This window comes from uncultured Sphingomonas sp. (genome assembly GCF_964243315.1).
Taxonomy (GTDB): domain Bacteria; phylum Pseudomonadota; class Alphaproteobacteria; order Sphingomonadales; family Sphingomonadaceae; genus Sphingomonas.
In genome coordinates this window covers 69,472-89,761 of the sequence record NZ_CAXTEM010000002.1, presented here as the reverse complement: position 1 = coordinate 89,761, position 20,290 = coordinate 69,472, and the positions used below count along the sequence as shown (strand labels likewise).

The window sequence follows — 20,290 nt, the reverse complement described above, 5'->3', positions numbered from 1 at the left end:
CGCACGCGGTTTCCTGACGCGTGCGGCACCCGGGCTTCCATATCGTCGGTGCTCTATGCCTCGCGGCGGCGTCGCTGGGCGGGTGTGCGACGTCGACGCATTTGCGCTCGTCCGAATATCAACGCGTCGCCGGGCGCACCTATGTCGTCGTCGGCGCATCGAGCGGCTTCGGTCGTGGCATCGCGCTGCGCTTGGGGCAGTTGCGCGCCAACGTCGTGCTGGCGGCGCGGCGCACCGACCAGCTCGAGGAGATCGCGGGGCAGATCCGCGCGGCCGGCGGCCAGGCGCTGGTGGTCGGCACCGACGTCGCACAGGTCGATCAGGTCGAGGCGCTGGCCGGTGCGGCGGAACAGCGGTTCGGGCGGTTCGACGTCTGGATGAACATCGCGGGTGTCGGGGCCAATGGCCGCTTCTGGGACGTGCCCGCAGCCGATTATTCGCGTATCGTAGACGTCAATCTGAAGGGCGTGATCTACGGCAGCCAGATCGCGCTCCGGCGGTTCATCGCGCAGCGGAGCGGGACCCTGATCAACATGGGGTCGGTCGAGAGCGAGGTTCCGCTCGCCTACCACGCCACCTATGCTGCCACGAAAGCGGGCGTGCTCAGCCTCGGCCGTTCGCTGAACGAGGAGATCCGCCATGCCGGCCTGGCGCGATCGGTGAAGGTCTCCACGGTGATGCCCTGGGCGGTCGACACGCCGTTCTTTCAGCACACCGCCAATTACAGCGGCCATGCCGATCGTATGGTGTTGATGGACGGGCCGGAAAAGGTCGTCCAGGCGCTGCTGTGGGCGTCGGTGCATCCGAAGGAGGAAGTGCCGGTGGGCTGGAAGGCGCAGGCGGCGTCGTCCGCGCATCACCTCTTCCCCGACCTGACCGAGGCGATCTCCGCCAACATCCACCGTGCCCAGTTAAAGAAGGGTACGCCGGTTTCGGCGACCGCCGGCTCGGTGCACCAGCCGATGCAGGAAGGAACCGGCGTCGATGGGGGCGTTCGCGCGCGGATGAAGGCGGAGGATGCCGCCGCCAGCGGCAAAGCGGCGCCGGCCGGCGCTGGCGGCGACGGTCGACGATAGGAGAGAGGCGATGGGACCCGGCACCAGCAGCGATATCGTCGCGCTTCTCTATATCGTGATCGCCGCGACCCTGGCGGTTGCAGCGGTCGGCTTTGCGCTGCACCGAAAGGGGCGTCTGCGAGGCCGCCGCGCCGGCATGGCCCTGGCGATCGCCTGCGTGCTGCCGATCCTCGTCGGGTTGATCGTCTATGTGTGGAAGGTGCCCGGCTGAGTGACGGTCCGCTCGAGGAAGCGAAATCGTCACCAAAGTCGCTAACGATGCCCAACCCACTCGTCACCCCGGACTAGTTCCGGGGTCCACGGTGCCGCATGATCAACGCCTGATGCTCCTGCGGACCAGTGGATCCCGGAACAAGTCCGGGATGACGGAGTGAGTTTTGCAGAGTCTCGAAGAAGCGAGGCCGTAATCAACCCTCGCGGTTCGCCCCGGCCTCGTTGCTGCCGTCCTTGTCGGGCGACTTCTTCTTGGAAGCCGATTGACTGCCGCGCCCGTTATTGCCGCCGCCTCGGCCGGTCCCGGTGCTGCCGCTCGCACCGTCTCCGCCCTTGGTGGTGATCGCACCAGGATTACTGCCTGCACCTTTCTGAGCCATGGTCATCGTCCTTTTCGTTCGCCAAAACGAACCCGTCTCCGCACGCACAGTTCCGTGGAATCTGCATCACTTAACGCATGATAAGCCGTCTCGACTCCTGCGTGTGGAGGGCGAACGGAGCGGTATCGGCCGAACCCGATCGCCAGTGGCCGGGCTTGCCGCGGCACCGCGTTTCGTTAGGTGAGCCGGATGGACTTGGACGACCAGATGCGCCGCTACTTCGGCACGGCCGATCTCGGCGCCGTGCCCGCCGAAGCGTTTGCCGCCGGGCTGGAGCATGTGCGGGTCGACCTCGGGCTGGAGAGGGATAGGTCGCGGCGGTTCGCGCTGTGGACTCTGTTGTTCACGCTCGATGCGGCACCCGATCTCGATGTGGTGTTCAAGGATCCGGCGGATCGGGATGCCGCCAGGACGCTGATGGAGATGTCGGAGAAAATGAGTTCGAACGAGGGGCCGGCATGATGAATCGCAAGAACGGTTTCGTTGCCGCCAGGGTCGCCGCGATGGCGGTTCTGGCGCTGATCGGCGCCACCATGGCGGAGGCGGCGGATGATCCGCTGACCCGGCCGATCGCGGTCGAACGCGCCGCGGAATGGCTCGCTCCTCGGCCGCCTGTGCGCATGTTCGGCAACAGCTACCTCGTCGGCTTCGGCGGGCTCAGCGTCGTTCTGATCGACACCGGTGACGGACTGATCCTCGTCGACGGCGCCTTGCCGCAGGCGGCACCGGCGATCCTCGCTAACGTCGCGAAGCTCGGCTTCAAGCCCCGCGACATCAGGTACATCCTCAGCACCGAACCGCATTTCGACCATGCCGGCGGGATCGCCGCCTTGGCTCGCGACACCGGCGCGGTCGTGATCGCCAGCGCACGGGCCGCGGACGGGCTGCGCTCCGGTCGGCTTGCGGCCGACGATCCGCAGCGCGGTTACGACGGCCGCTTCCCCGCGGTGCCGCAGGTGCGGATCGTCCGCGACGGCGAAGCGCTGCGACTGGGCAGGACCATCGTGACCGCGCGTGCAACGCCGGGTCACACGATGGGCAGCATGAGCTGGAGCTGGCGATCGTGCGAGGCACGGCGCTGCAAGTCGATCGTCTTCGCCTCCAGTCTCAACCCGGTATCGGCTGACGGCTATCGCTACACCGCGCCGACCAGCCGCGCGATCGTCACGGGCTTTCGGCGCAGCTATGCGGTGATGAAGGCCGTGCCGTGCGATATTCTCGTGACCGCGCATGCCGACCAGGGCGGCGCGAAGGATCGGTTCCGCACGACGCCGGGCGCATGCCGGTCCTATGCCGCCGCGGCGGAACGCGCGCTCGCCGACCGGATCCGCGAGGAGGGCAGGCGATAGGGGAGGAAGCGTTTGCACGATCTGCCCGCGTCCCTATGGACGATCGGCTTATGGACGTGCCTGCCTCCGCTTCGCCCGTGCCGCCGTACGCGGGGCGCTATTTCGCCGCTTTACTGTTCGACATGGACGGCACGCTGATCACCAGCATCGATTCCGCCAATCGCGCCTGGACGAGCTGGTCCGAGATGCGCGGCTTCGATCCGGCTTACGTCATCTCGATCATGCACGGCGTGCGGACCGTGGAAACCATGAAGCGCCTCGGCGTGAGCGATCCGGAAGCCGAGGCTGCATGGATCACGCGTCGCGAGATCGAGGATACCGAGGGGGTAGAGACGATCGCGGGAGTCGAGGATTTCCTCGCCGGCATCCCGCACGATCGCTGGGCGATCGTCACCTCGGCGTCGCGCGCGCTCGCCGAGGCGCGGCTGGCGAGGGCCGGTATCGCCGTGCCGACGATCCTGGTCACGTCCGACGATGTCGTCCGCGGCAAGCCCGACCCATCCTGCTTCCTGCTGGGTGCCGAGCGGCTGGGCGTGGAGGCGTCGCGCTGCCTGGTCCTGGAGGATACGGTCGCCGGCCTGACCGCCGCCGATGCCGCGGGGGCGGCGGGCCTCGCGATCACCTTCACGCACGAGCATCCGATCGCGACGGCACACCCGTCGATCCGCGACTATCGCGGACTGACGGTATCGGTGGCGGCGGAAGGCCTGGTGATCGGCGTTGCCGTTTCGGCGTGAAGCGCCCTCGCGACCTGCTTCGTTGACGCGTCACCCGGGCTGCTTACGATGCATCGTAGAGGCTGGTCGGAAGAACGCGGGCGCATGATGATCTGGGACGGGCGCCGCCGCCGGGCGATCGCGGAGACGAACGCGTGCGGATGACGATCAAGGACGTCGCGCGCGAAGCCCGCGTCTCGATCAAGACCGTCTCGCGGGTGCTCAACAAGGAACGCTATGTCGGCGAGGCGACCCGCGTGCGGGTCGAGGCGGCGGTGGCGGCACTCCGCTTTCGCCCCAGCACCGCAGCACGCACGCTCGGCGGCAAGCGCAGCTTCCAGATCGGCCTGGTCTGCGACAATCCCAGCCCGCATTACGTATACGAGATGCAGTCGGGCATTCGCGACCGGTGCGAGGCGGATGGCGTGCGGATGATCGCGCAGCCCTATGATCGCGGCTCCGAACGGCTGCTCGACGACCTCGAAGGCCTGATCGACGCGACCGCCATCGACGGGCTGATCCTGACCCCGCCGATCACCGATCGCGCCGCGGTGCTCGATCTGCTGGCGCGGCGATCGGTGCGCTTCGTCCGCGTCTCGCCGGGGGCACAGCTGCCCGATTCCTCGTCGGTGTTCATCGACAATCGCGGCGCGGCGCGGGTGATGACCGATCATCTGCTGGCGCTCGGCCATCGCCGTATCGGGCTCGTCACCGGCCATCCGGATTATGCGACCAGCGTCCAGCGGACCGTGGGTTATCGCGACGCGCTGGCGGCCGCGGGCATCGCGAGCGACCCGGATCTGGAGGTGCGCGGCGATTACGATTTCGCCTCGGGAGCGCGCGCGGGTGCGGCTTTGCTGGCGCTCGCCCGGCCGCCGTCGGCGATCTTCGCGTGCAGCGACGACATGGCCGCGGGGGTGCTCGCGGCGGCGCACGGCCTGGGGCTGAGCCTGCCGCGCGATTGCTCGGTTGCGGGATTCGGGGACGATGCGCTCGCGGGGTATGTCTGGCCGCCGCTGACGACGATCCGCCACCCGACCCGATCGCTGGCGTGGAACGCCGCGGATCTGCTGCTGACCGCGACCGAGCAGCCCGAATATCGCGAATGCCCGTTCGAGTTGATCGTGCGCGCCTCGACCGCGCCTTTCAGCCGATGAAGAGCAGCGCCGCGGCGAGCGACAGGAGCAGCGCGGCGATCGTCGCGATCAGGATCACCGCGAGCGGCCGCGGTCCCGCCTCCAGCAGCTGACCGAGCGGGGATCGGATCGCGGTCGCGGTCACGGCGGCCGCCAGCAATCCGGTCGCGGTCTGCTGCGCCAGCGTGGCGACGATCGCGGGGATCACCCCCGTCGAGTTCACGCCCGCCAGCACGAAGAAGCCGACCACGAACCATGGCAACACCGCGCCGCGCGCCGCGCTGTCGCCACGCGGCAGGAACATCGCGACGATCGCGAGCACCGGCGCCAGCAGCGCTACGCGGGTCAGCTTGACGATCGCCGCGATCTGCCCTGCCGCATCCGAATAGGAATAGCCCGCGCCCAATGCCTGGGCGACGTCGTGGATCGATGCACCGAGCATGAACCCCGCACGCAGATCGCCGAGCGACAGCGCGTGCGCGATGATCGGGTAGACCACCATCGCGGTGGCGCTCATCGCCGAGATCCCGACCAGCACCAGGGTGAGCTGCGCCTGGCCGATCCGCCGTTCGCCGAGCGTGGTCGCGAGCGCCATCGCCGCCGACGCGCCGCAGATCGCGACCGCGCCCCCCGCCAGCATGCCGAACGCGCTGTCGAAGCCCAGCCGTCGCGCCGCGAGGATGCCGATGCCGATCGTCGTCGCCACGGTCACGATCACGCAGGCGAGCGCCACCGGCCCCAGCGCGAGGATCTGCCCGAAGGTGATCCGCACCCCGACCAGCACGATCCCCCAGCGCAGCAGCGATCGCGAGGCGAACGCCAGCCCAGGGGTCAGCCGCGCATCGGCGGACAGGAAGTTGAGCGCCAGTCCGATCAGCAGCGCCATCAGCGTCAGCGGCGCGCCATAATGATCGGAGATGAACCCCGCGGCCAATGTCCCGAGCACGACGATCGTCAGCCCGGGAAGATAATCGCGGAACCGCGCGCTCGGCGTCGGCTCGATGTCGCCGTAGAGGTCGGCGGCCATCGGCAACGGGCGAGGAGTGGCGCGCATTCGGGTTCCCTGGTCTATGTCCCGGCAGGCGCCCGGCGTTGCCGGACTAGCCCGGCCGCGAATTCTATGACAGCGTTATCAGCAACGACGAAAATGGGGGGAGCAGGCATGGCACGGACGATCGACCGCCGACGCTGGGTGATCGTGGCGATGGTCTTCTTCGCGATCATGCTCAACTATGTCGACCGCCAGATCCTCGCGCTGTTGAAGCCGACGCTCGAGACCGAGTTCGCCTGGACCGACCAGGATTATGCGAACATGGGAACCGCGTTCCAGTTCGCGACCGCGGTGGCGTTCCTCGGCACCGGCTGGTTCATCGATCGGGTCGGGTTGCGCTTCGGCTTCGCGCTCGGCGTCGCGGTGTGGAGCCTGGCGGGAATGGCGCATGCCTTCGCCAGCGGTGTCGCGGGCTTCATCGCGGCGCGCGTCGTGCTCGGGGTGGGGGAGTCGGTCGGGACGCCCGCGGCGGTGAAGACCGCGGCGACCTATTTCGAACGGCATGATCGGCAGATGGCGCTCGGCATCGGCAATACCGCGCCCAACGTAGGCGCGGTGGTGACGCCCTTGTTCATCCCCGCGCTGGCGGTGGCGTTCGGCTGGCAGGCGGCGTTCCTCGTCGCGGGCGGCGCGGGGCTGGTCTGGGTCGCGGTGTGGTTCGCTCTGCGGATTGCGCCGGTGGCGGAGGATGCGGTCGCCCCGGTGCGGGTGCCGTGGCTGACGGTGCTGCGCAGCCGCGAGACGCTGACGATCGCGATCGCCAAAGTGCTGTCGGATCAGGTCTGGTTCTTCATGCTGCTGTGGCTGCCTGACCTGTTCCACCGGCTGTTCGGGATGAAGCAGGGCACGCTCGGGCTGCCGGTGGCGCTGGTCTATGCCTGTGCGGCGTGCGGGGCGCTGACCGGAGGCTACATCCCGCAGCGACTGATGGCGTCCGGGTGGAGCGTGAACCGCGCGCGCAAGACCGCGATGCTGGTCTATGCGCTGCTGATCCTGCCGATCCCGCTGGTGATGTACGTGGCGAGTCCGTGGACCGCAGCGCTGATCCTCGGACTCGGGCTGTTCGCGCACCAGGGATTTTCGACCAACGTGTTCGCGCTGACGACCGACATCGTGCCCGCGCGCAACGTCGGCTCGACGATCGGCATCGCCGCGTTCTGCGGCAACATGGGCTCGATCGGGATGATCCAGTTCTCGTGGTCGCTCAGCCGCGGGCTGGGTTACGCGCCGATGCTGGCGATCTGCGCCTGTTCCTATCTGGTGGCGCTGGGGATGATCCAGCTGCTGCTCGGGCGGATCGTGCCGATCGAGAGTGACGGCAGCGACGCGGTAGTGATGGCGCATTGAGCAGGATGACGTTGGATCGACCCTCTCCGTCATCCCCGCCTGCGCGGGAATGACGGAGAAGTTGTCCGGTTCTACCTCAACTCACCTGGCTCTAGATCAGAACCCCATCCGCGCGGTCACCCCGTAATAGCGATCGGCGTCGCGCGGGATCAGGTAGCGGTAGCTGCCGCCGGCGCCGCCGCTGGTGATCGCGGAGGCGAAGCTCTCGTCGAACAGGTTCTTGACCTGGAAGAGCAGCCGGAACTTGTCGGTGGGATCCGCGATCCCCGCGGTGAGATCGACCAGCCCGTACGCCTTGATCGTGGTCGCCGCGCGGATCGCGGCGTTCGCATCGAGCTGCGAGATCTGCGACGATTGATATGATCCCTGCGCGCCGACGGTGAAGTCCACCGGGCCGCCGGTGCGGATGCGGTAGTCGGCGCCGAGCGATCCCTTCCATTTGGGGGCATAGGCGAGCGGCGTGCCCGATGGGATCACGCCCGTGGTGACGCCGTTGGTCGGCACCCTGAACTGGTCGATATGCGCATCGGTATAGGCGACGCCGCCCGAGATGGTGACATCGCGCAGCGGCCGGAACAGCAGGTCGAGCTCGCCGCCACGGGTCGAGATCCGACCCGCATTGGTGAAGCGCGTGACCAGTACGCCCGCGACGATGTCCGGGTTGTTCGCCTGGAAATTGTCGTACTTGGCGTAATAGGCGGCGAGGTTGATCGTCAGCTTGCCATCGAACAGCGTGTTCTTCAGCCCCGCCTCGTAGCTGTCGGCGGTCTCCGGCTCGACGACGTTGGTGCCAGTCGCGGTCAGATTGTAGAAGATGTTGAACGCGGGCCCCTTATAGCCGCGCGCATAGGTGGCGTAGAAGGTCGATTGCGGCACGATGTCGTACTGGATGCCGCCCTTGCCGGACCAGTTGTCGTTGGTGGTCTTGCCCGTGAACGGCCCGAAGCTCGGGTTGATGCCAGGCCCGGCGAGCGTCGTCACGCGCTGGTGGAACACGTCGAGCTGATCGGTGGTGTAGCGGATCCCGCCGATCAGCCGCAGACTGTCGGTGAGGTTCACGATGCCTTGCCCGAACAGCGCGAAATTCTTGAAGGTCGAGCCGAAATTGGCGGTCCCGCTGGGCCGCGTCGTCACCGTGCCGGGCGCACCGCACGGCGTCAGCACCGTGGGCGTCGGCGTCGCGGTGCAGACCACGTCGTCGCGGGTGAAGGTCCGCTCGGTATAGGCGCGCGAGTAATAGGCCCCGAGCACGTAGCTGAAGAACTGTTCGGCGGGCGAGGTCAGCCGGATCTCCTGGGTGAAGGTGTTCGACACCTGCGGCCCGACATCGTGGAGCTGGTTGAACCCGACATAAGCCGACGGTAGCCAGTCGCCGTCGCGAATCTCGGTGTTGTCGTATTCGCGGTACGATCCGATGTACGTCACGGTCTGGTTGCCGAGCGTCCAATCCGCCTGCAGCGACGTGCCCCAGCTATTCTCGGTGGTGCTGGTGACCAGATCCTGGTTCACCGTCCGCGATCTGTCGCCGTTGATGTCGGGCAGCACGGTCGCGGTCAGGTTGGTTGGTCGCGTACCGATCACCTCCGCGCAGCAATCGTCGTCGCTCTTCCGGTAATCGGCGATCAGCGTCAGCGTCAGGTTCGGCGTCGGATCGGCGACGATCAGCCCGCGGACGCCGTAATGTTCGTAGCCGTTGACCCGCCGGTTGCCCTTGGCGATGTTGCGGATGTTGCCGTCGTAATTGCTGTAGAAGCCGGTGACGCGGCTCTTCACCAGCTCGCCGAGCGGCACGTCGACCGCGCCGCGGACGCGGTATTCGTTGCCGTTGGTGTAATAGCCGCCCTCGACGAAGCCGCCGAAATCACTGCCCGGTCGCTTGGTGACGATGTTGATCACGCCCGCGCTGGTGTTCTTGCCGAACAGCGTGCCCTGCGGTCCGCGCAGCACTTCGATCCGGTCGATGTCGATCAGGTCGCTGAACGCTTCGCCCGCGCGGCTGTAGACGACGCCGTCGACCACGGTGGAGATCGACGGCTCGCCCGCGATCGAGAAGGTCGAAGTGCCGACCCCGCGCAGGAACAGCGACTGGTTGATCGCGGTGCCCGATTTCCGGAAGTTGAGCGTCGGGACGAGATACTGTGCGCTTTCCAGATTGACGCCGCCCTTCAGCGCGATCGCATCGCCGGAGATCACCGATACCGCGACGGGCACGTCCTGCAGCCGTTCCGACCGCTTCTGCGCGGTGACGATGATGTCGCCGGGCTGGTCGGCGTCGACACTGGTGGCGGGGTCATCGGCTTGCGCCGGCGCGGCGGCGGCAGCGCCCGCGGTCGTCGTGTCCTGCGCGGCCACGGCGGGAGCCCAGAGCGCCAGCGTCGCTGCGCCGGCCAGCCAGAATGCCTTCAACATCGTCCATCTCCCCTAATTCCCACACTTGCGGTGGATATTGTTTTCTCCCGTCTCTGCACGGGTCGTTCGTCTTGCCTGCGGGAAAGCCCCGCTTCGTTCAGAAACCCAGTTCGGCCATTTCCACGACGCGGTGTTCGCGCGCGCTGATCTCCGCCGCGGTGCCGATCGCGACGGCCATCAGGCCATCATGCGCGGTGACCTCGACCGCGCCTTCGCCGCGCACCGCCGCGATGAAGCGCTGGTGTTCGTAGAAGGTCGAGCCGTGGTGGCTGCCCGCATCGAGCGCCTCGGGATCGACCTCGACGACCTCGCGCGTGGCACGTTTCGGCTGACGGAAGCCCACCCGCGGGCTGCGCACGATGGCGCCTTCGGGGATCAGCACGTCAAGCCGTGCGGTGTCGCCGACGGCGGTGATCTCCTCCTGGTTCTCGGCACCGTCGGCGAACATCGACAGGTCGAGCATCGCGCGCGCGCCGCTGGCGAAATCGACGGTCGTGTAGCTGTTGTCGATGATGTCCGGGCGTTCGCCGCCATAGCGTTCGTCCACGTGATTCACATCCATCGCGCCGGAACAATAGACGCGCACCGCTTCGCTCTGCGTGATCAGCCGCATCAGATCGAAGAAATGGCAGCATTTCTCGACCATCGTGCCGCCGGTATTGCGCGCGAAGCGGTTCCAGTCGCCGACCTTTTCAAGGAACGGGAAGCGATGCTCGCGGATCGACAGCATCCGCAGCGTGCCGATCGAGCCGTCGTGGATCGCCGCGATGAACCGCGCCGCGGGGGGCATGTAGCGATATTCCATCGCGGTCCAGAAGATGCCGGGCGACGCGGCGGCGTGTTCGACGATCCAGCGCGCATCGTCGATCGTCGTCGCAAGCGGCTTTTCGCACAGGATGTGGAGGCCCGCGTCGAACAGCGGCGCCAGCACCTCGCGGTGGGTATGGTTGGGGCTGGCGACGATCACCGCGTCGACCAGGCCGCTCGCGGCAAGCTCGGCCGAACTTCCGAACGCACTTACATCGGCAGCACGCTCGCCCAGCGCCGTCCGCGCCCAGTCGATCGAACTCGCGACCGGATCCGCGATCGCGGTCACCACGGCGCCGGGCGTGATCGCGAGGTTGGCGAGATGCTCCACCCCCATCATGCCGGTGCCGACCAGGCCGTATCGCACTTGCTCCGCCACGCTTTACCCTTAAGATGACAACGATGTCTGAAATTGCACTTACACCTGATCCGCGCCCGCTCGGCAAGAGCGGAATCGCCGTCGGCCCCATCGCTTGGGGCATGTGGCGCTTCGCCGGTGTCGGCGTGCGGCGGGGTCGCGAACTGGTCGAGGCGGCGTTCGCGGCGGGGATCACGCTGTTCGACACCGCCGATATCTACGGCTTCGACGGCAGCGGCGGCTTCGGGGATGCCGAGGCGCTGCTCGGTGCGGTGTTCGCCGAGGCGCCCGACCTGCGCGACCGAATGGTGTTCGCGACCAAGGGGGGGATCACCCCGCCGGTGCCCTATGACTCGGGCCGCGATTACCTGATGGCCGCGCTGGACGCGTCGCTGTCGCGGCTGCGCGTCGACCGGGTGGATCTCTATCAGATCCACCGTCCCGACATCCTCGCCCACCCGCAGGAGGTCGCACGCACGCTCGAGGACATGGTCGCGTCGGGCAAGGTCCGCGCGATCGGCGTGTCCAACTATACCGGGGACCAGAGCCGCGCGTTGGCCGCCTTCCTGTCGATGCCGATCGCGACCCAGCAGCCGGAATTCTCGCCGCTGTGCACCGCGCCGATGACCGACGGGCTGTTCGATGCGGCGATGGCGAGCGACACCGCAATCCTCGCCTGGTCGCCGCTCGGCGGGGGGCGGATCGCGACGCCTACGAACGACCGCGAGCAGGCCGTCGCCGCCGCTCTCGACAGGGTTGCGGCGAAGTTCGGGGTCGGCCGCACCGCCGCCGCCTATGGCTGGATCATGGCGCACCCGGCGCGGGTCATCCCGATCGTCGGCACGCAGAACCCGGCGCGGATCGCCGATCTGGCCGAGGTGTTCCGGCTCCGCTGGAGCCGGCAGGACTGGTACGACGTGCTCGTCGCGTCGCGTGGGGAGAAGCTGCCGTGACCGATCAATCGTGCGAGATTAGCTGGTTCTCCGCGCTGTGCGACGATGACTACGAGTTTCTCGGGGTGCCCGACGCGCAGCTGAAGTCGAGCTGGGAGCATTGTCGCGACATCGTGATGCAGGCGGAGACCGGCGGCTTCGACAATATCCTGCTGCCCTCCGGCTATGCGCTCGGCATCGACACCACCGCCTTCGCCGCGGCGATCGCGCCGATGCTCCGGCGGATGGCGCTGCTGATGGCGGTGCGGATCGGCGAGACCTGGCCCCCGCAGCTAGCGCGGCAGATCGCGACGATCGACCGGATGCTGGGCGGGCGGCTGACCGTCAACATCATCTCGTCGGACATGCCGGGCGAGACGCTGGCGTCGGCGCCGCGTTACGCGCGAACGCTGGAGGCTATGCGGATCCTCAAGACGCTGCTGAACGGCGAGGCGCTCGATCACGACGGCGAGTTCTGGAAGCTGAAGGTCGATCCGCCGCGGGTCGGCACGGTGTCGGGCAAGGCGCCGCTCCTCTATTTCGGCGGCTTGTCGCCCGACGCGCGCGAGGTCGCCGCGAAGGGGTGCGACGTGTTCCTGATGTGGCCGGACAAGAAGGAAACCGTCGCTGCGATCATCGCCGACATGCGCGAGCGCGCAGCGCGCCACGGCCGCGCGATCCGTTTCGGCTACCGCGCCCACGTCATCGTCCGCGACACCGAGGCGGAGGCGCGCACCTATGCCGACCGGTTGTTGTCGAAGCTCGACGCCGACCAGGGCGAGGCGATCCGCGCCAAGTCGCTCGACTCCACCTCGGCCGGCGTCGCGGCGCAGGCGGCGTTGCGCGAGAGCGCCGCGGACGACGGCTATGCGGAGGAGAATCTGTGGACCGGCGTCGGCCGTGCGCGATCGGGTTGCGGTGCGGCGATCGTCGGCGATCCCGATCAGGTCCTAGCCAAGCTGCGGATGTACCAGGCGATGGGGATCGAAGCCTTCATCCTCTCGGGCTACCCGCACGCAGCGGAGGCGGACCTCTTCGCGCGCCACGTGCTGCCCAAAATCGAGCACGGACCGTTGCAGCGCTGAAAGCTGGCGCGGACCGATTCCTCCCCTGCAAGGGGAGGTGGCAGTCCGAAGGACTGACGGAGGGGTGATCCCCTCTCCGGATAGCGGGTCACCCCTCCGTCTGGCTTCGCCAGCCACCTCCCCTTCCAGGGGAGGATTGTGTGTTAACGCTGCACGAAGCGGCGCCAGCCGCCGAGGTCGGTGATGTCCTCCGCGCCGACGATCGCGCGGGGTTCGGCGACGAACCCCTTCACCTGGCTGCCGTCGGCGAGCGTTACCGTGCCGATCGCAAGCGGGGGTGGAACCTCGGCGACGAAGCTGCCGAAGGCCGCCATGTCGAGCTCGTAGACCTCGACCGCGATCGGCGCGCCGTCCTGGCTGTGGATGAGCGCTGGTTTTGGTGGAACGCTGTCGGCCATGGCGTAGAGGCGGTAGGTCGCGGCGGTCGTGGTTTCCTCGACGAAGCGCGCGTCGCGGGACGTGAGCTGCCAGTGCAGCGGCATGTCCTTTAGATGCGCACCGACTACCGCCAGCTTCACTGTGTCCATTCGTCCCTCCAGGTCGAGCGGCGGCGGGGTTGCCGGCGCGGGGAATAAGGCTGTCGCCGCATCGATCAGGCTGCGGTCGCTGCCGGCGGGGCCCATCAGCGTGATGCCGAAGCCGACATCGCTCTGGTAGCGGCCCACCGGCACCGCGATCGCGGCCATGTCGAGCAGGTTGACGAAGTTGGTATAGGCGCCGAGCGTCGCGTTGAGCGCGACCGGCGCGGCGAGCATCTCAACGACGCGGTAGCTGGTCGGTGCGGTTGGCAGCGCGAGGAGATCGACGGACGCCCACATCTCCTCGGCCACGCGGGCGAGATCGGCGAGGCGGTACGAAGCCGTAAATGCGTCGATGGCGCTATATCTTGTGCCCTGCTCGACGATTGACCTCACCACCGGATGGATAGCGTCGGGATCGTCCCGCAGCAGGTCGACCAGCGCGGCGGTGCGTTCCGCCACCCAGGGACCATCGTAGAGCAGGCGAGCCGCTTCATTAAGGGGCGCCATGTCGATCTCGACCAGTTCGGCGTCGATATCGGCCAATGCGCGATCGTAGAGGTGGGCTGATTCGATGTCGCCGAACCAAAGGCGCTGATCGGCGCGGGGCACGCCGATGCGGCGGCGGTCGCGCGGCGCATCCGGAACCGGGCGGGACAGGCTGTCTTCGCGGTCGAGGGCGGCGACGATGTCGTCGACCAGCGCGGCATCCTGCGTGGTTCGGGTGAACACGGTGATGCAATCGAGGGTGCGGCAGGCGGGGACGAGACCGCGGTTGCTCCACCGGCCACGGGTCGGCTTGAACCCGATCAAGTGCTGGAAGGCGGCCGGCACCCGGCCCGATCCCGCGGTGTCGGTGCCTAGCGAGAACGCGACCAGCCCGGCGGCGACCGCGACGGCCGAGCCGGAGCTAGATCCCCCGCTGACATAGACGCGATTATAGGCGTTGCGCGGGATGCCGTACGTGCTGCGGGTGCCGTTCAGTCCCGTCGCGAACTGGTCGAGATTGGTCTTGCCGACCGGGATGGCGCCCGCGGCGACCAGCCGCTCGACGACGGTCGCGCTGCGGGTGGGGGCATAGGCGAAGGCGGGGCAGGCGGCGGTGGTGTCTAGCCCGACGACGTCGATATTGTCCTTCACCGCGAAGGGAACGCCCGCAAGCGGCAGGATCTCGCCCGCTGCAACCCGGGCGTCGACCGCCTCGGCGGCAGCGCGCAAGGCGTCGGTTTCAAAGCGCGAGATCCATGTCGCGGGCTGGATCCGGTCGTAGAAGGCGAGGCGGTCGATCACCTCGTCGATCACCGCGGCGGCGGTGCGGCGACCCGACTGCACCTCGGCGGCGATCGCGGCGACCGACAGCGGCGTGAGATCGGTCATGTGCGCATCAGTGCCAGTATCGGCGCGCCCGGCGTGACGCTCTGCCGCTCGGCGACGTAGAGCGCGGCCACCGTCCCCGCGGCGGGGCTGACAACCGGAAACTCCATCTTCATCGCCTCGAGGATCGCGATCGTCTCCCCCGCTTCGACGGTATCGCCGGGCGCTTTCAGGAGCTGCCAGACGCTGCCGCCGAACGGCGCCTCGACCAGATCGGCGCCGTCTGGCAGCACCAGATCCGCGGCGGGCTTGTCGTCGGCTTCCTCGGTCAGGCTGGCGACCCTGTCGAACTCGCCACGACGCTCCCATTCGGCGCGTTCGGCGGCGAAGGCGGCATTGCGGCGATCCTCGAAGGCCTCGATCGACGCGGCATTGTCGGCGAGGAAGGCGCGGTAGTCGGCGAGCCTGAACTCGGTTTCCTCGATCTCGATATGGCGGCGCCCGAGCGGGAAGTCGCGGCGCCATTCGGTCAGCTCGTCATGGCTGACGGGGAAGAAGCGGATCTGGTCGAAGAAGCGCAGCAGCCACGGCTTGCCGTCGGTGAACGCGCCGGTCGGCTGGTGCGTCTTCCACACCTGGATGGTGCGGCCGAACAGCTGGTAGCCGCCCGGCCCCTCCATGCCGTAGATGCACATATAGGCGCCACCGATGCCGACGACGTTGGGCGGCGTCCAGGTTCGCGCGGGGTTGTATTTGGTGGTGACCAGCCGGTGCCGCGGATCGATCGGCGTGGCGACCGGCGCGCCGAGATAGACGTCGCCCAGGCCATAGACGAGATAGGCCGCGTCGAAGACGGTGCGGTGGACGTCGTCGACGCTGTCGAGGCCGTTGGCGCGGCGGATGAACTCGATATTGTCGGGGCACCAGGGCGCGTCGTCACGCACCACCGCCATGTAGCGTTCGATGGTCTGGTGGATCGCGGGATCGTTCCAGCTGAGCGGCAGGTGGACGATGCGCGAGGGAATGGTGAAGTCGTCGAGCTCGCCCAGGTCCTCCTCGATTGCCATCAGCCGGTCGAGCAGGTCGGCCTCGCGGAGCCCGATGCCGTTGAAATGGACCTGGAACGAGCGGATGCCCGGCACGATGTCGAGGATACCCGACAGGTCCAGCCCGGCGAGCGCAGTGGTCGCGGCGTGGACGCGGAGCCGCAGTTCGAGGTCGAGCGTGATCGGGCCATATTCGACCAGCAGATTGCGGTCGCCCTGGCGACGGTAGATGATCCGCGGCCGACGACCGGCGGGCGGTATCTCGGCGAGGATCGCGTCGCGGGTGGCGATGGCCGGCGCGGTTTGGGGGTGCGGGGTCGGGCGGCCGTCGATCAGGCTCTCCTCGCTCGCGGCGGCGGCGGCCGCTTCCTCGAGCGCGACCTGCTCGAAGCGGATGCGGTCGCCGGGTGAGAGCTGTCCGACCTTCCACAGGTCCGCGGCGATCACCACGAACGGGCAGACGAAGCCGCCGAGCGACGGACCGTCGGGGCCGAGGATGATCGGCATGTCCCCGGTGAAGTCGATCGCGCCGATCGCGTAGGGATTGTCGTGGATGTTGGACGGGTGCAGCCCCGCCTCGCCGCCGTCCTGCCGCGCCCAGCGGGGCTTGGGCCCGATCAGTCGGACGCCGGTGCGGTTGCTGTTGTAATGGACCCGCCAGTCGGCGGAGAGGATCGTCGCAATGTCGTCGGGCGTGAAGAAGTCGGGCGCGCCGTGCGGGCCGTACAGGACGCGGATCGTCCAGTCGGGGCCGAGCGCGGGCTGGTCGACCGCGCGCTGGCCGGGGATCACCGCAGGCGAGTTCGGCGTGAGATGGAGGGTGTCGCCGATCAGGAGGCGGCGACCGCCATGGCCGCCGAATTCGCCGAGATCGAAGGTGCTGCCGCTGCCGAGATAGGCGGGTACGTCGAGCCCGCCCGCGAACAGGATGTAGCCGCGCATCCCGCCGCCGCCGACGCGGCTGAGCGCGAGCACCTGCCCTGCGGCGATCGCAACCGGCTGGTTGCGGGGCACGGGCTTGCCGTCGAGCGTCGCACCGAAATCCGCACCGGTGATACAGATGCGGGTATCGGTGTTGAAGCCGAGCGTCGGGCCGGTGGCGGTGATCTCGAGTCCCGCAGCGCCCGGATCGTTGCCGAGCAGCGCGTTGCCGAGGCGGAACGCGCGCGAATCCATCGGCCCCGACGGCGGTACGCCTACGTCCCACAGGCCGACACGACCGGGGAAATCCTGCACCGTCGTCAGTGTGCCCGACGATTGTACCGAGATGCTGCGCGGACGATGCTCGACCGCGTCGAGCGAGCGGGTGGAGACGTTGCCCGAGACGAGATCGCCGCTGCGCGCGACGTCGCGCAGCCAGCGCAGGTTGGTCTCGATCCCGGCGAGCCGCGTGGCGTCGAGCGCCGCCTGCATCTTCGCCACCGCCGCGTCGCGATCCTCGCCGTGGACGATCAGCTTGGCGATCATCGGGTCGTAGAAGGGCGACACCTTGGTCCCGCTCTCCACCCAGGTCTCGATCCGCGCGTCGTCCGGGAAGGCGACCTGGGTCAGCGAACCCGCCGCGGGGCGGAAATCGACGGCAGGATCCTCGGCATAGAGGCGTGCCTGTAGCGCCCAGCCGCGCGGGGCGGGCACCGGGGTGTCGAGGAACGCGTAATCGCCCGCCCCGCCGCGCACCATCCATTCGACGAGGTCGATCCCGGTGATCTCCTCGGTCACGCCATGTTCGACCTGCAGGCGCGTGTTGACCTCCAGGAAAAACCAGTCCTGGCGCTCTGCATCGTAGAGGAACTCGACCGTTCCCGCGGACCGATAACGCGCGGCGGCGCCGAGCCTGAGCGCGGCGTCGATCAGCGCGGCACGGACGTGATCGGGCAGATGCGGCGCGGGCGCTTCCTCGATCACCTTCTGGTTGCGGCGCTGGAGGGAACAATCGCGTTCGCCGAGCGACACGACGCGGCCGGTGCCGTCGCCGAAGATCTGGACCTCGACATGCCGCGCGCGCGGCACGAAACGTTCGAGAAACAGCCCGGCGTCGCCGAAATTGCCCGCGCCGAGCCGCGCGACGGTGGCGAAGCCCTCGCGCACCGCGCTCTCGTCGGTGCACACCCGCATGCCGATGCCGCCGCCGCCCGCGGTCGCCTTCAGCATCACCGGATAGCCGATCCGCGCCGCCGCCTCGATCGCGGCGTCGGCATCGTTCAGCAACCCGGTGCCGGGGGCGAGCGGCACGCCTTCGGCTTCGGCGAGCGCGCGGGCGCTGTGCTTCAGCCCGAAGGCGCGAATGTTGTCGGGGGTCGGGCCGATGAAGGCGATGCCTGCCGCCTCGCAGCTCTCCGCGAAGCCGGCATTCTCGGAAAGGAAGCCATAGCCGGGGTGGATCGCGTTCGCGCCGGTCTCCCGCGCGGCGGCGAGGATGCGAGCGGTGTCGAGATAGCTCTCGCCCGCCGGACCCGGCCCGATCCGCACCGCGACATCGGCTTCCGCGACGTGGAGCGACGCTTCGTCGGCTTCGGAGAATACTGCGACCGACCGGATGCCCATCAGGCGCAGGGTACGGATGATCCGGCAGGCGATCGCCCCGCGATTGGCGATCAGAACCGTGTCGAACTTCATGCGGTGACGACCATGCGGACAGGCGTTGGATTGAAGCCGTTGCAGGGATTGTTGATCTGCGGGCAGTTCGAGACGATCACGATCACATCCATTTCGGCGCGCAGATCGACGGTCATGCCGGGCGCCGAGATGCCGTCGACGATGCCGAGCACGCCGTCGGGCTCGACGGGCACGTTCATGAAAAAATTGACGTTAGAGACCATGTCGCGCTTGCCGCGGCCGTCGCGGAGATTGGCCTCGAGGAAATTGTCGACGCAGCTGTGCTGGGCTGCGGTGTGATGGCCGTAGCGCAGGCTGTTCGATTCGCACGAACAGGCGCCGCCGATCGTGTCGTGATAGTCGACTGAGGTGGCCGCGATCGTCATCATCGGCCGCCCTTCGCTCGATAGCAGGATGCTGCCGGTGCGCAGGAAGATGTTGCCTTGCGCGGCGATCGTGTCCTGCGCGCTGTAGCGTTCGGCGTCGTCGTCGGCAGCGTAGAGCAGGAAGTCGACCGCCTGGTTCCCTTCCAGGTCGACGACACGCAGCGTCTCGCCCGCGTTGACGCGGTGGCGCCACGGCGCGCGCGCGGCGACGGTCTCGTCGTGGAGGATCGGGCCGGCGAGGCCATCGAGATGGGGATCGTTGGTCATCAGCGGCGATACAGATCTTCGGTGTTGAGGAAGGCGTGGCGGCGTTCGGCGGTCGCGGTGCGGATCGGATCGTCCTCCGCCGTCGTGGGGCCGCGCCAAGCGGTGACGCGCAGCGGGGCGATGCTCCACGGGCGATCGTCGAGCACGTGCGGGCAGTTCGCGATGACGACGATCAGGTCCATCTCCGCGCGCAGCACGAGCGATCGGCCGGGTTCGAACGGGCCGAGCTGCGGCACGACCGCGCCGTCTGTGGCGATCTTCACGCCCTTGAACAGGTTGATGCAGGGATGGACGTCACGCCGCGCCAGCCCGTGCTTGGCCGCGCCGAGCAGCAACCGGTCGCGCGCATTGGGATGGGCGCCCGAGTTGCGTCCGTCACCATAGCGGCGCTGGTTGGACGCCGCGTTCGACGGACCACAGAACGCGTCGTGGGTGCCGGCCTCATCTTGTTCGATGCTGGCCATGACCCGGCCCATGTCCGACAGCAACAGGCTGCCCGCGGCGGGATAGGCGTCCCATTGCACCTTGATCGTGTCGGCGATGTTGAGCCGTTCGGCAGGCGTCTCGGCGTTGAACAGGAGAAGCGACGCGCAGGCATCGCCGCGTAGGTCGATCAGCCGCAGCCGGGTGCCGCGCGCGACGGTGCGCGACGCATAGCCGCCGCCGGCGATGGTCTCCTCCCAAAGCAGGTCGCCGGCAGCGACCCCGGCGGGGAGATCGTCGGCGCGCGGCGGCAGGATCGGCATCGCCTCGACGACGGTGCCTTCCATCGCGCGGGCATGGGCGCGGGCGGCGCCCGGATCGGCCAGGGTCGCGCTCATGCCGCCTTGCTCCGCGAAGGCGACGCGTCGCGGCCCTGTTCATGCAGCGGCGGCAACAGCGCAGTCGTGGTGAAGAGCCGCAGTTGCTGCACGCCGCGCAGCTTGCGCAGCGAATCGCACAGGTCGCGCAGCCGTGCCGCCGGCCCCTGTACCAGCAACACCTCGAGCGACTGGTCGTCTTCGAGGAACACGTGCTGGGAGGAGATGACCTCCTTCAGATAATCGGTCTGAGTCTGTGCGAGTTGATGGCGCACCCGCCCCATGTCGCCGCGATAGACCAGGGTGATCGTTCCCGCGAGCGTGTCCTCCGGGCGGATCGTGGCGCCGTGTTCGGCGAGTTCGTTGCGGATCAGCTCGGCGATCAACTGCGAACGGGAGGGCAGGCCGCGTTCCTCGACCATCAGATCGAGCTGGCGGGAGAGCTCGGCCGGCAGGCTCATGCTGAGCCTGGCGAGGCTTGCGGAGAGTGTGTCCTTCACGGAAT

General features: G+C 68.2%; 18 protein-coding genes. 9 read left to right on the top strand and 9 right to left on the bottom strand.

All coding sequences use genetic code 11. From position 1 onward, the window contains the following. The first annotated feature begins 20 nt into the window (after window positions 1-20). Both ACFE77_RS01130 and ACFE77_RS01125 read left to right on the top strand, forming a co-directional pair. Window positions 21-1,076, top strand: a complete 1,056-nt coding sequence (locus ACFE77_RS01130; RefSeq protein WP_375419776.1) for an SDR family NAD(P)-dependent oxidoreductase — start codon at window positions 21-23, stop codon at window positions 1,074-1,076. Between the two features lie 10 nt (window positions 1,077-1,086). After that, window positions 1,087-1,287 (top strand): hypothetical protein, encoded by a 201-nt coding sequence (locus ACFE77_RS01125; protein ID WP_375419775.1) that lies wholly within the window; start codon window positions 1,087-1,089, stop codon window positions 1,285-1,287. Between the two features lie 196 nt (window positions 1,288-1,483). Here ACFE77_RS01125 and ACFE77_RS01120 read toward each other — a convergent pair whose 3' ends face one another. Next, a complete protein-coding gene (locus ACFE77_RS01120; RefSeq protein WP_375419774.1) occupies window positions 1,484-1,669 on the bottom strand; it encodes a hypothetical protein in 186 nt (61 codons plus the stop codon). A gap of 189 nt (window positions 1,670-1,858) precedes the next feature. Here ACFE77_RS01120 and ACFE77_RS01115 point away from each other — a divergent pair, with 189 nt between their 5' ends. From ACFE77_RS01115 to ACFE77_RS01100, 4 genes are all read left to right on the top strand, one after another. Then, window positions 1,859-2,131: a hypothetical protein gene (locus tag ACFE77_RS01115; RefSeq protein WP_375419773.1), complete on the top strand. Its 273-nt coding sequence runs from the start codon at window positions 1,859-1,861 to the stop codon at window positions 2,129-2,131. Between the two features lie 41 nt (window positions 2,132-2,172). Next, the gene (gene bla, locus ACFE77_RS01110; protein ID WP_375419862.1) at window positions 2,173-3,018 is read left to right on the top strand and encodes a subclass B3 metallo-beta-lactamase; all 846 of its coding nucleotides are present in this window, start codon (window positions 2,173-2,175) and stop codon (window positions 3,016-3,018) included. A 50-nt stretch (window positions 3,019-3,068) separates the two neighbouring features. After that, entirely contained in the window at window positions 3,069-3,755 is a 687-nt protein-coding gene (locus tag ACFE77_RS01105) for an HAD-IA family hydrolase (RefSeq protein ID WP_375419772.1), read from the top strand. 140 nt (window positions 3,756-3,895) lie between these two features. Then, window positions 3,896-4,891 (top strand): LacI family DNA-binding transcriptional regulator, encoded by a 996-nt coding sequence (locus tag ACFE77_RS01100; RefSeq protein ID WP_375419771.1) that lies wholly within the window; start codon window positions 3,896-3,898, stop codon window positions 4,889-4,891. On the opposite strand, the gene ACFE77_RS01095 is transcribed toward ACFE77_RS01100, so the two are convergent. After that, window positions 4,881-5,924 carry a YeiH family protein gene (locus tag ACFE77_RS01095; RefSeq protein ID WP_375419770.1) on the bottom strand — a complete coding sequence of 348 codons (1,044 nt, stop codon included), beginning with the start codon at window positions 5,922-5,924 and terminating at the stop codon, window positions 4,881-4,883. The two genes, ACFE77_RS01100 and ACFE77_RS01095, sit on opposite strands and share 11 nt — an antisense overlap. A gap of 108 nt (window positions 5,925-6,032) precedes the next feature. Between ACFE77_RS01095 and ACFE77_RS01090 the strand changes: the two genes are divergently transcribed. After that, window positions 6,033-7,268 (top strand): MFS transporter, encoded by a 1,236-nt coding sequence (locus ACFE77_RS01090; RefSeq protein ID WP_375419769.1) that lies wholly within the window; start codon window positions 6,033-6,035, stop codon window positions 7,266-7,268. Window positions 7,269-7,364: 96 nt separating this feature from the next. Here the strand turns inward: ACFE77_RS01090 and ACFE77_RS01085 are convergent, their stop codons facing one another. Beyond that, entirely contained in the window at window positions 7,365-9,677 is a 2,313-nt protein-coding gene (locus ACFE77_RS01085; RefSeq protein ID WP_375419768.1) for a TonB-dependent receptor, read from the bottom strand. 97 nt (window positions 9,678-9,774) lie between these two features. Beyond that, complete coding sequence (locus ACFE77_RS01080) at window positions 9,775-10,851, bottom strand: Gfo/Idh/MocA family protein (RefSeq protein WP_375419861.1); 1,077 nt, start codon at window positions 10,849-10,851, stop codon at window positions 9,775-9,777. Window positions 10,852-10,886: 35 nt separating this feature from the next. On the opposite strand from ACFE77_RS01080, the gene ACFE77_RS01075 reads away from it, so the two are divergent. Together ACFE77_RS01075 and ACFE77_RS01070 are read left to right on the top strand one after the other, a co-directional pair. Beyond that, complete coding sequence (locus ACFE77_RS01075) at window positions 10,887-11,795, top strand: aldo/keto reductase family oxidoreductase (RefSeq protein WP_375419767.1); 909 nt, start codon at window positions 10,887-10,889, stop codon at window positions 11,793-11,795. Next, window positions 11,792-12,859: an LLM class flavin-dependent oxidoreductase gene (locus ACFE77_RS01070; RefSeq protein WP_375419766.1), complete on the top strand. Its 1,068-nt coding sequence runs from the start codon at window positions 11,792-11,794 to the stop codon at window positions 12,857-12,859. Before ACFE77_RS01075 ends, ACFE77_RS01070 begins: the two co-directional genes overlap by 4 nt. A gap of 143 nt (window positions 12,860-13,002) precedes the next feature. On the opposite strand, the gene atzF is transcribed toward ACFE77_RS01070, so the two are convergent. Genes atzF through ACFE77_RS01045 form a run of 5 tightly spaced genes read right to left on the bottom strand, consistent with a single transcriptional unit; the run spans window position 13,003 to window position 20,246 of the window. Next, complete coding sequence (gene atzF / locus ACFE77_RS01065; RefSeq protein ID WP_375419765.1) at window positions 13,003-14,754, bottom strand: allophanate hydrolase; 1,752 nt, start codon at window positions 14,752-14,754, stop codon at window positions 13,003-13,005. Beyond that, on the bottom strand, window positions 14,751-18,353 hold the full coding sequence (uca, locus tag ACFE77_RS01060; RefSeq protein ID WP_375419764.1) for an urea carboxylase: 3,603 nt from the start codon (window positions 18,351-18,353) through the stop codon (window positions 14,751-14,753). Before uca ends, atzF begins: the two co-directional genes overlap by 4 nt. After that, window positions 18,350-18,985, bottom strand: a complete 636-nt coding sequence (locus ACFE77_RS01055; RefSeq protein WP_375419763.1) for an urea amidolyase associated protein UAAP2 — start codon at window positions 18,983-18,985, stop codon at window positions 18,350-18,352. The genes uca and ACFE77_RS01055 overlap by 4 nt, the downstream gene beginning before the upstream one ends. Next, on the bottom strand, window positions 18,985-19,806 hold the full coding sequence (locus ACFE77_RS01050; RefSeq protein WP_375419762.1) for an urea amidolyase associated protein UAAP1: 822 nt from the start codon (window positions 19,804-19,806) through the stop codon (window positions 18,985-18,987). The genes ACFE77_RS01055 and ACFE77_RS01050 overlap by 1 nt, the downstream gene beginning before the upstream one ends. Next, the gene (locus ACFE77_RS01045; protein ID WP_375419761.1) at window positions 19,803-20,246 is read right to left on the bottom strand and encodes a CopG family ribbon-helix-helix protein; all 444 of its coding nucleotides are present in this window, start codon (window positions 20,244-20,246) and stop codon (window positions 19,803-19,805) included. Before ACFE77_RS01045 ends, ACFE77_RS01050 begins: the two co-directional genes overlap by 4 nt. Between the last annotated feature and the right edge of the window lie 44 nt (window positions 20,247-20,290).

Bases quoted from the DNA above. Each gene is read 5' to 3' on its own strand.
- ACFE77_RS01125 (WP_375419775.1), top strand. From the start codon at position 1,087: ATGGGACCCGGCACCAGCAGCGATATCGTCGCGCTTCTCTATATCGTG.
- ACFE77_RS01120 (WP_375419774.1), bottom strand. From the start codon at position 1,669: ATGGCTCAGAAAGGTGCAGGCAGTAATCCTGGTGCGATCACCACCAAG.
- ACFE77_RS01115 (WP_375419773.1), top strand. From the start codon at position 1,859: ATGGACTTGGACGACCAGATGCGCCGCTACTTCGGCACGGCCGATCTC.
- bla (WP_375419862.1), top strand. From the start codon at position 2,173: ATGGCGGTTCTGGCGCTGATCGGCGCCACCATGGCGGAGGCGGCGGAT.
- ACFE77_RS01105 (WP_375419772.1), top strand. From the start codon at position 3,069: ATGGACGTGCCTGCCTCCGCTTCGCCCGTGCCGCCGTACGCGGGGCGC.
- ACFE77_RS01100 (WP_375419771.1), top strand. From the start codon at position 3,896: ATGACGATCAAGGACGTCGCGCGCGAAGCCCGCGTCTCGATCAAGACC.
- ACFE77_RS01095 (WP_375419770.1), bottom strand. From the start codon at position 5,924: ATGCGCGCCACTCCTCGCCCGTTGCCGATGGCCGCCGACCTCTACGGC.
- ACFE77_RS01090 (WP_375419769.1), top strand. From the start codon at position 6,033: ATGGCACGGACGATCGACCGCCGACGCTGGGTGATCGTGGCGATGGTC.
- ACFE77_RS01085 (WP_375419768.1), bottom strand. From the start codon at position 9,677: ATGTTGAAGGCATTCTGGCTGGCCGGCGCAGCGACGCTGGCGCTCTGG.
- ACFE77_RS01075 (WP_375419767.1), top strand. From the start codon at position 10,887: ATGTCTGAAATTGCACTTACACCTGATCCGCGCCCGCTCGGCAAGAGC.
- atzF (WP_375419765.1), bottom strand. From the start codon at position 14,754: ATGACCGATCTCACGCCGCTGTCGGTCGCCGCGATCGCCGCCGAGGTG.
- uca (WP_375419764.1), bottom strand. From the start codon at position 18,353: ATGAAGTTCGACACGGTTCTGATCGCCAATCGCGGGGCGATCGCCTGC.
- ACFE77_RS01055 (WP_375419763.1), bottom strand. From the start codon at position 18,985: ATGACCAACGATCCCCATCTCGATGGCCTCGCCGGCCCGATCCTCCAC.
- ACFE77_RS01050 (WP_375419762.1), bottom strand. From the start codon at position 19,806: ATGAGCGCGACCCTGGCCGATCCGGGCGCCGCCCGCGCCCATGCCCGC.
- ACFE77_RS01045 (WP_375419761.1), bottom strand. From the start codon at position 20,246: ATGAGCCTGCCGGCCGAGCTCTCCCGCCAGCTCGATCTGATGGTCGAG.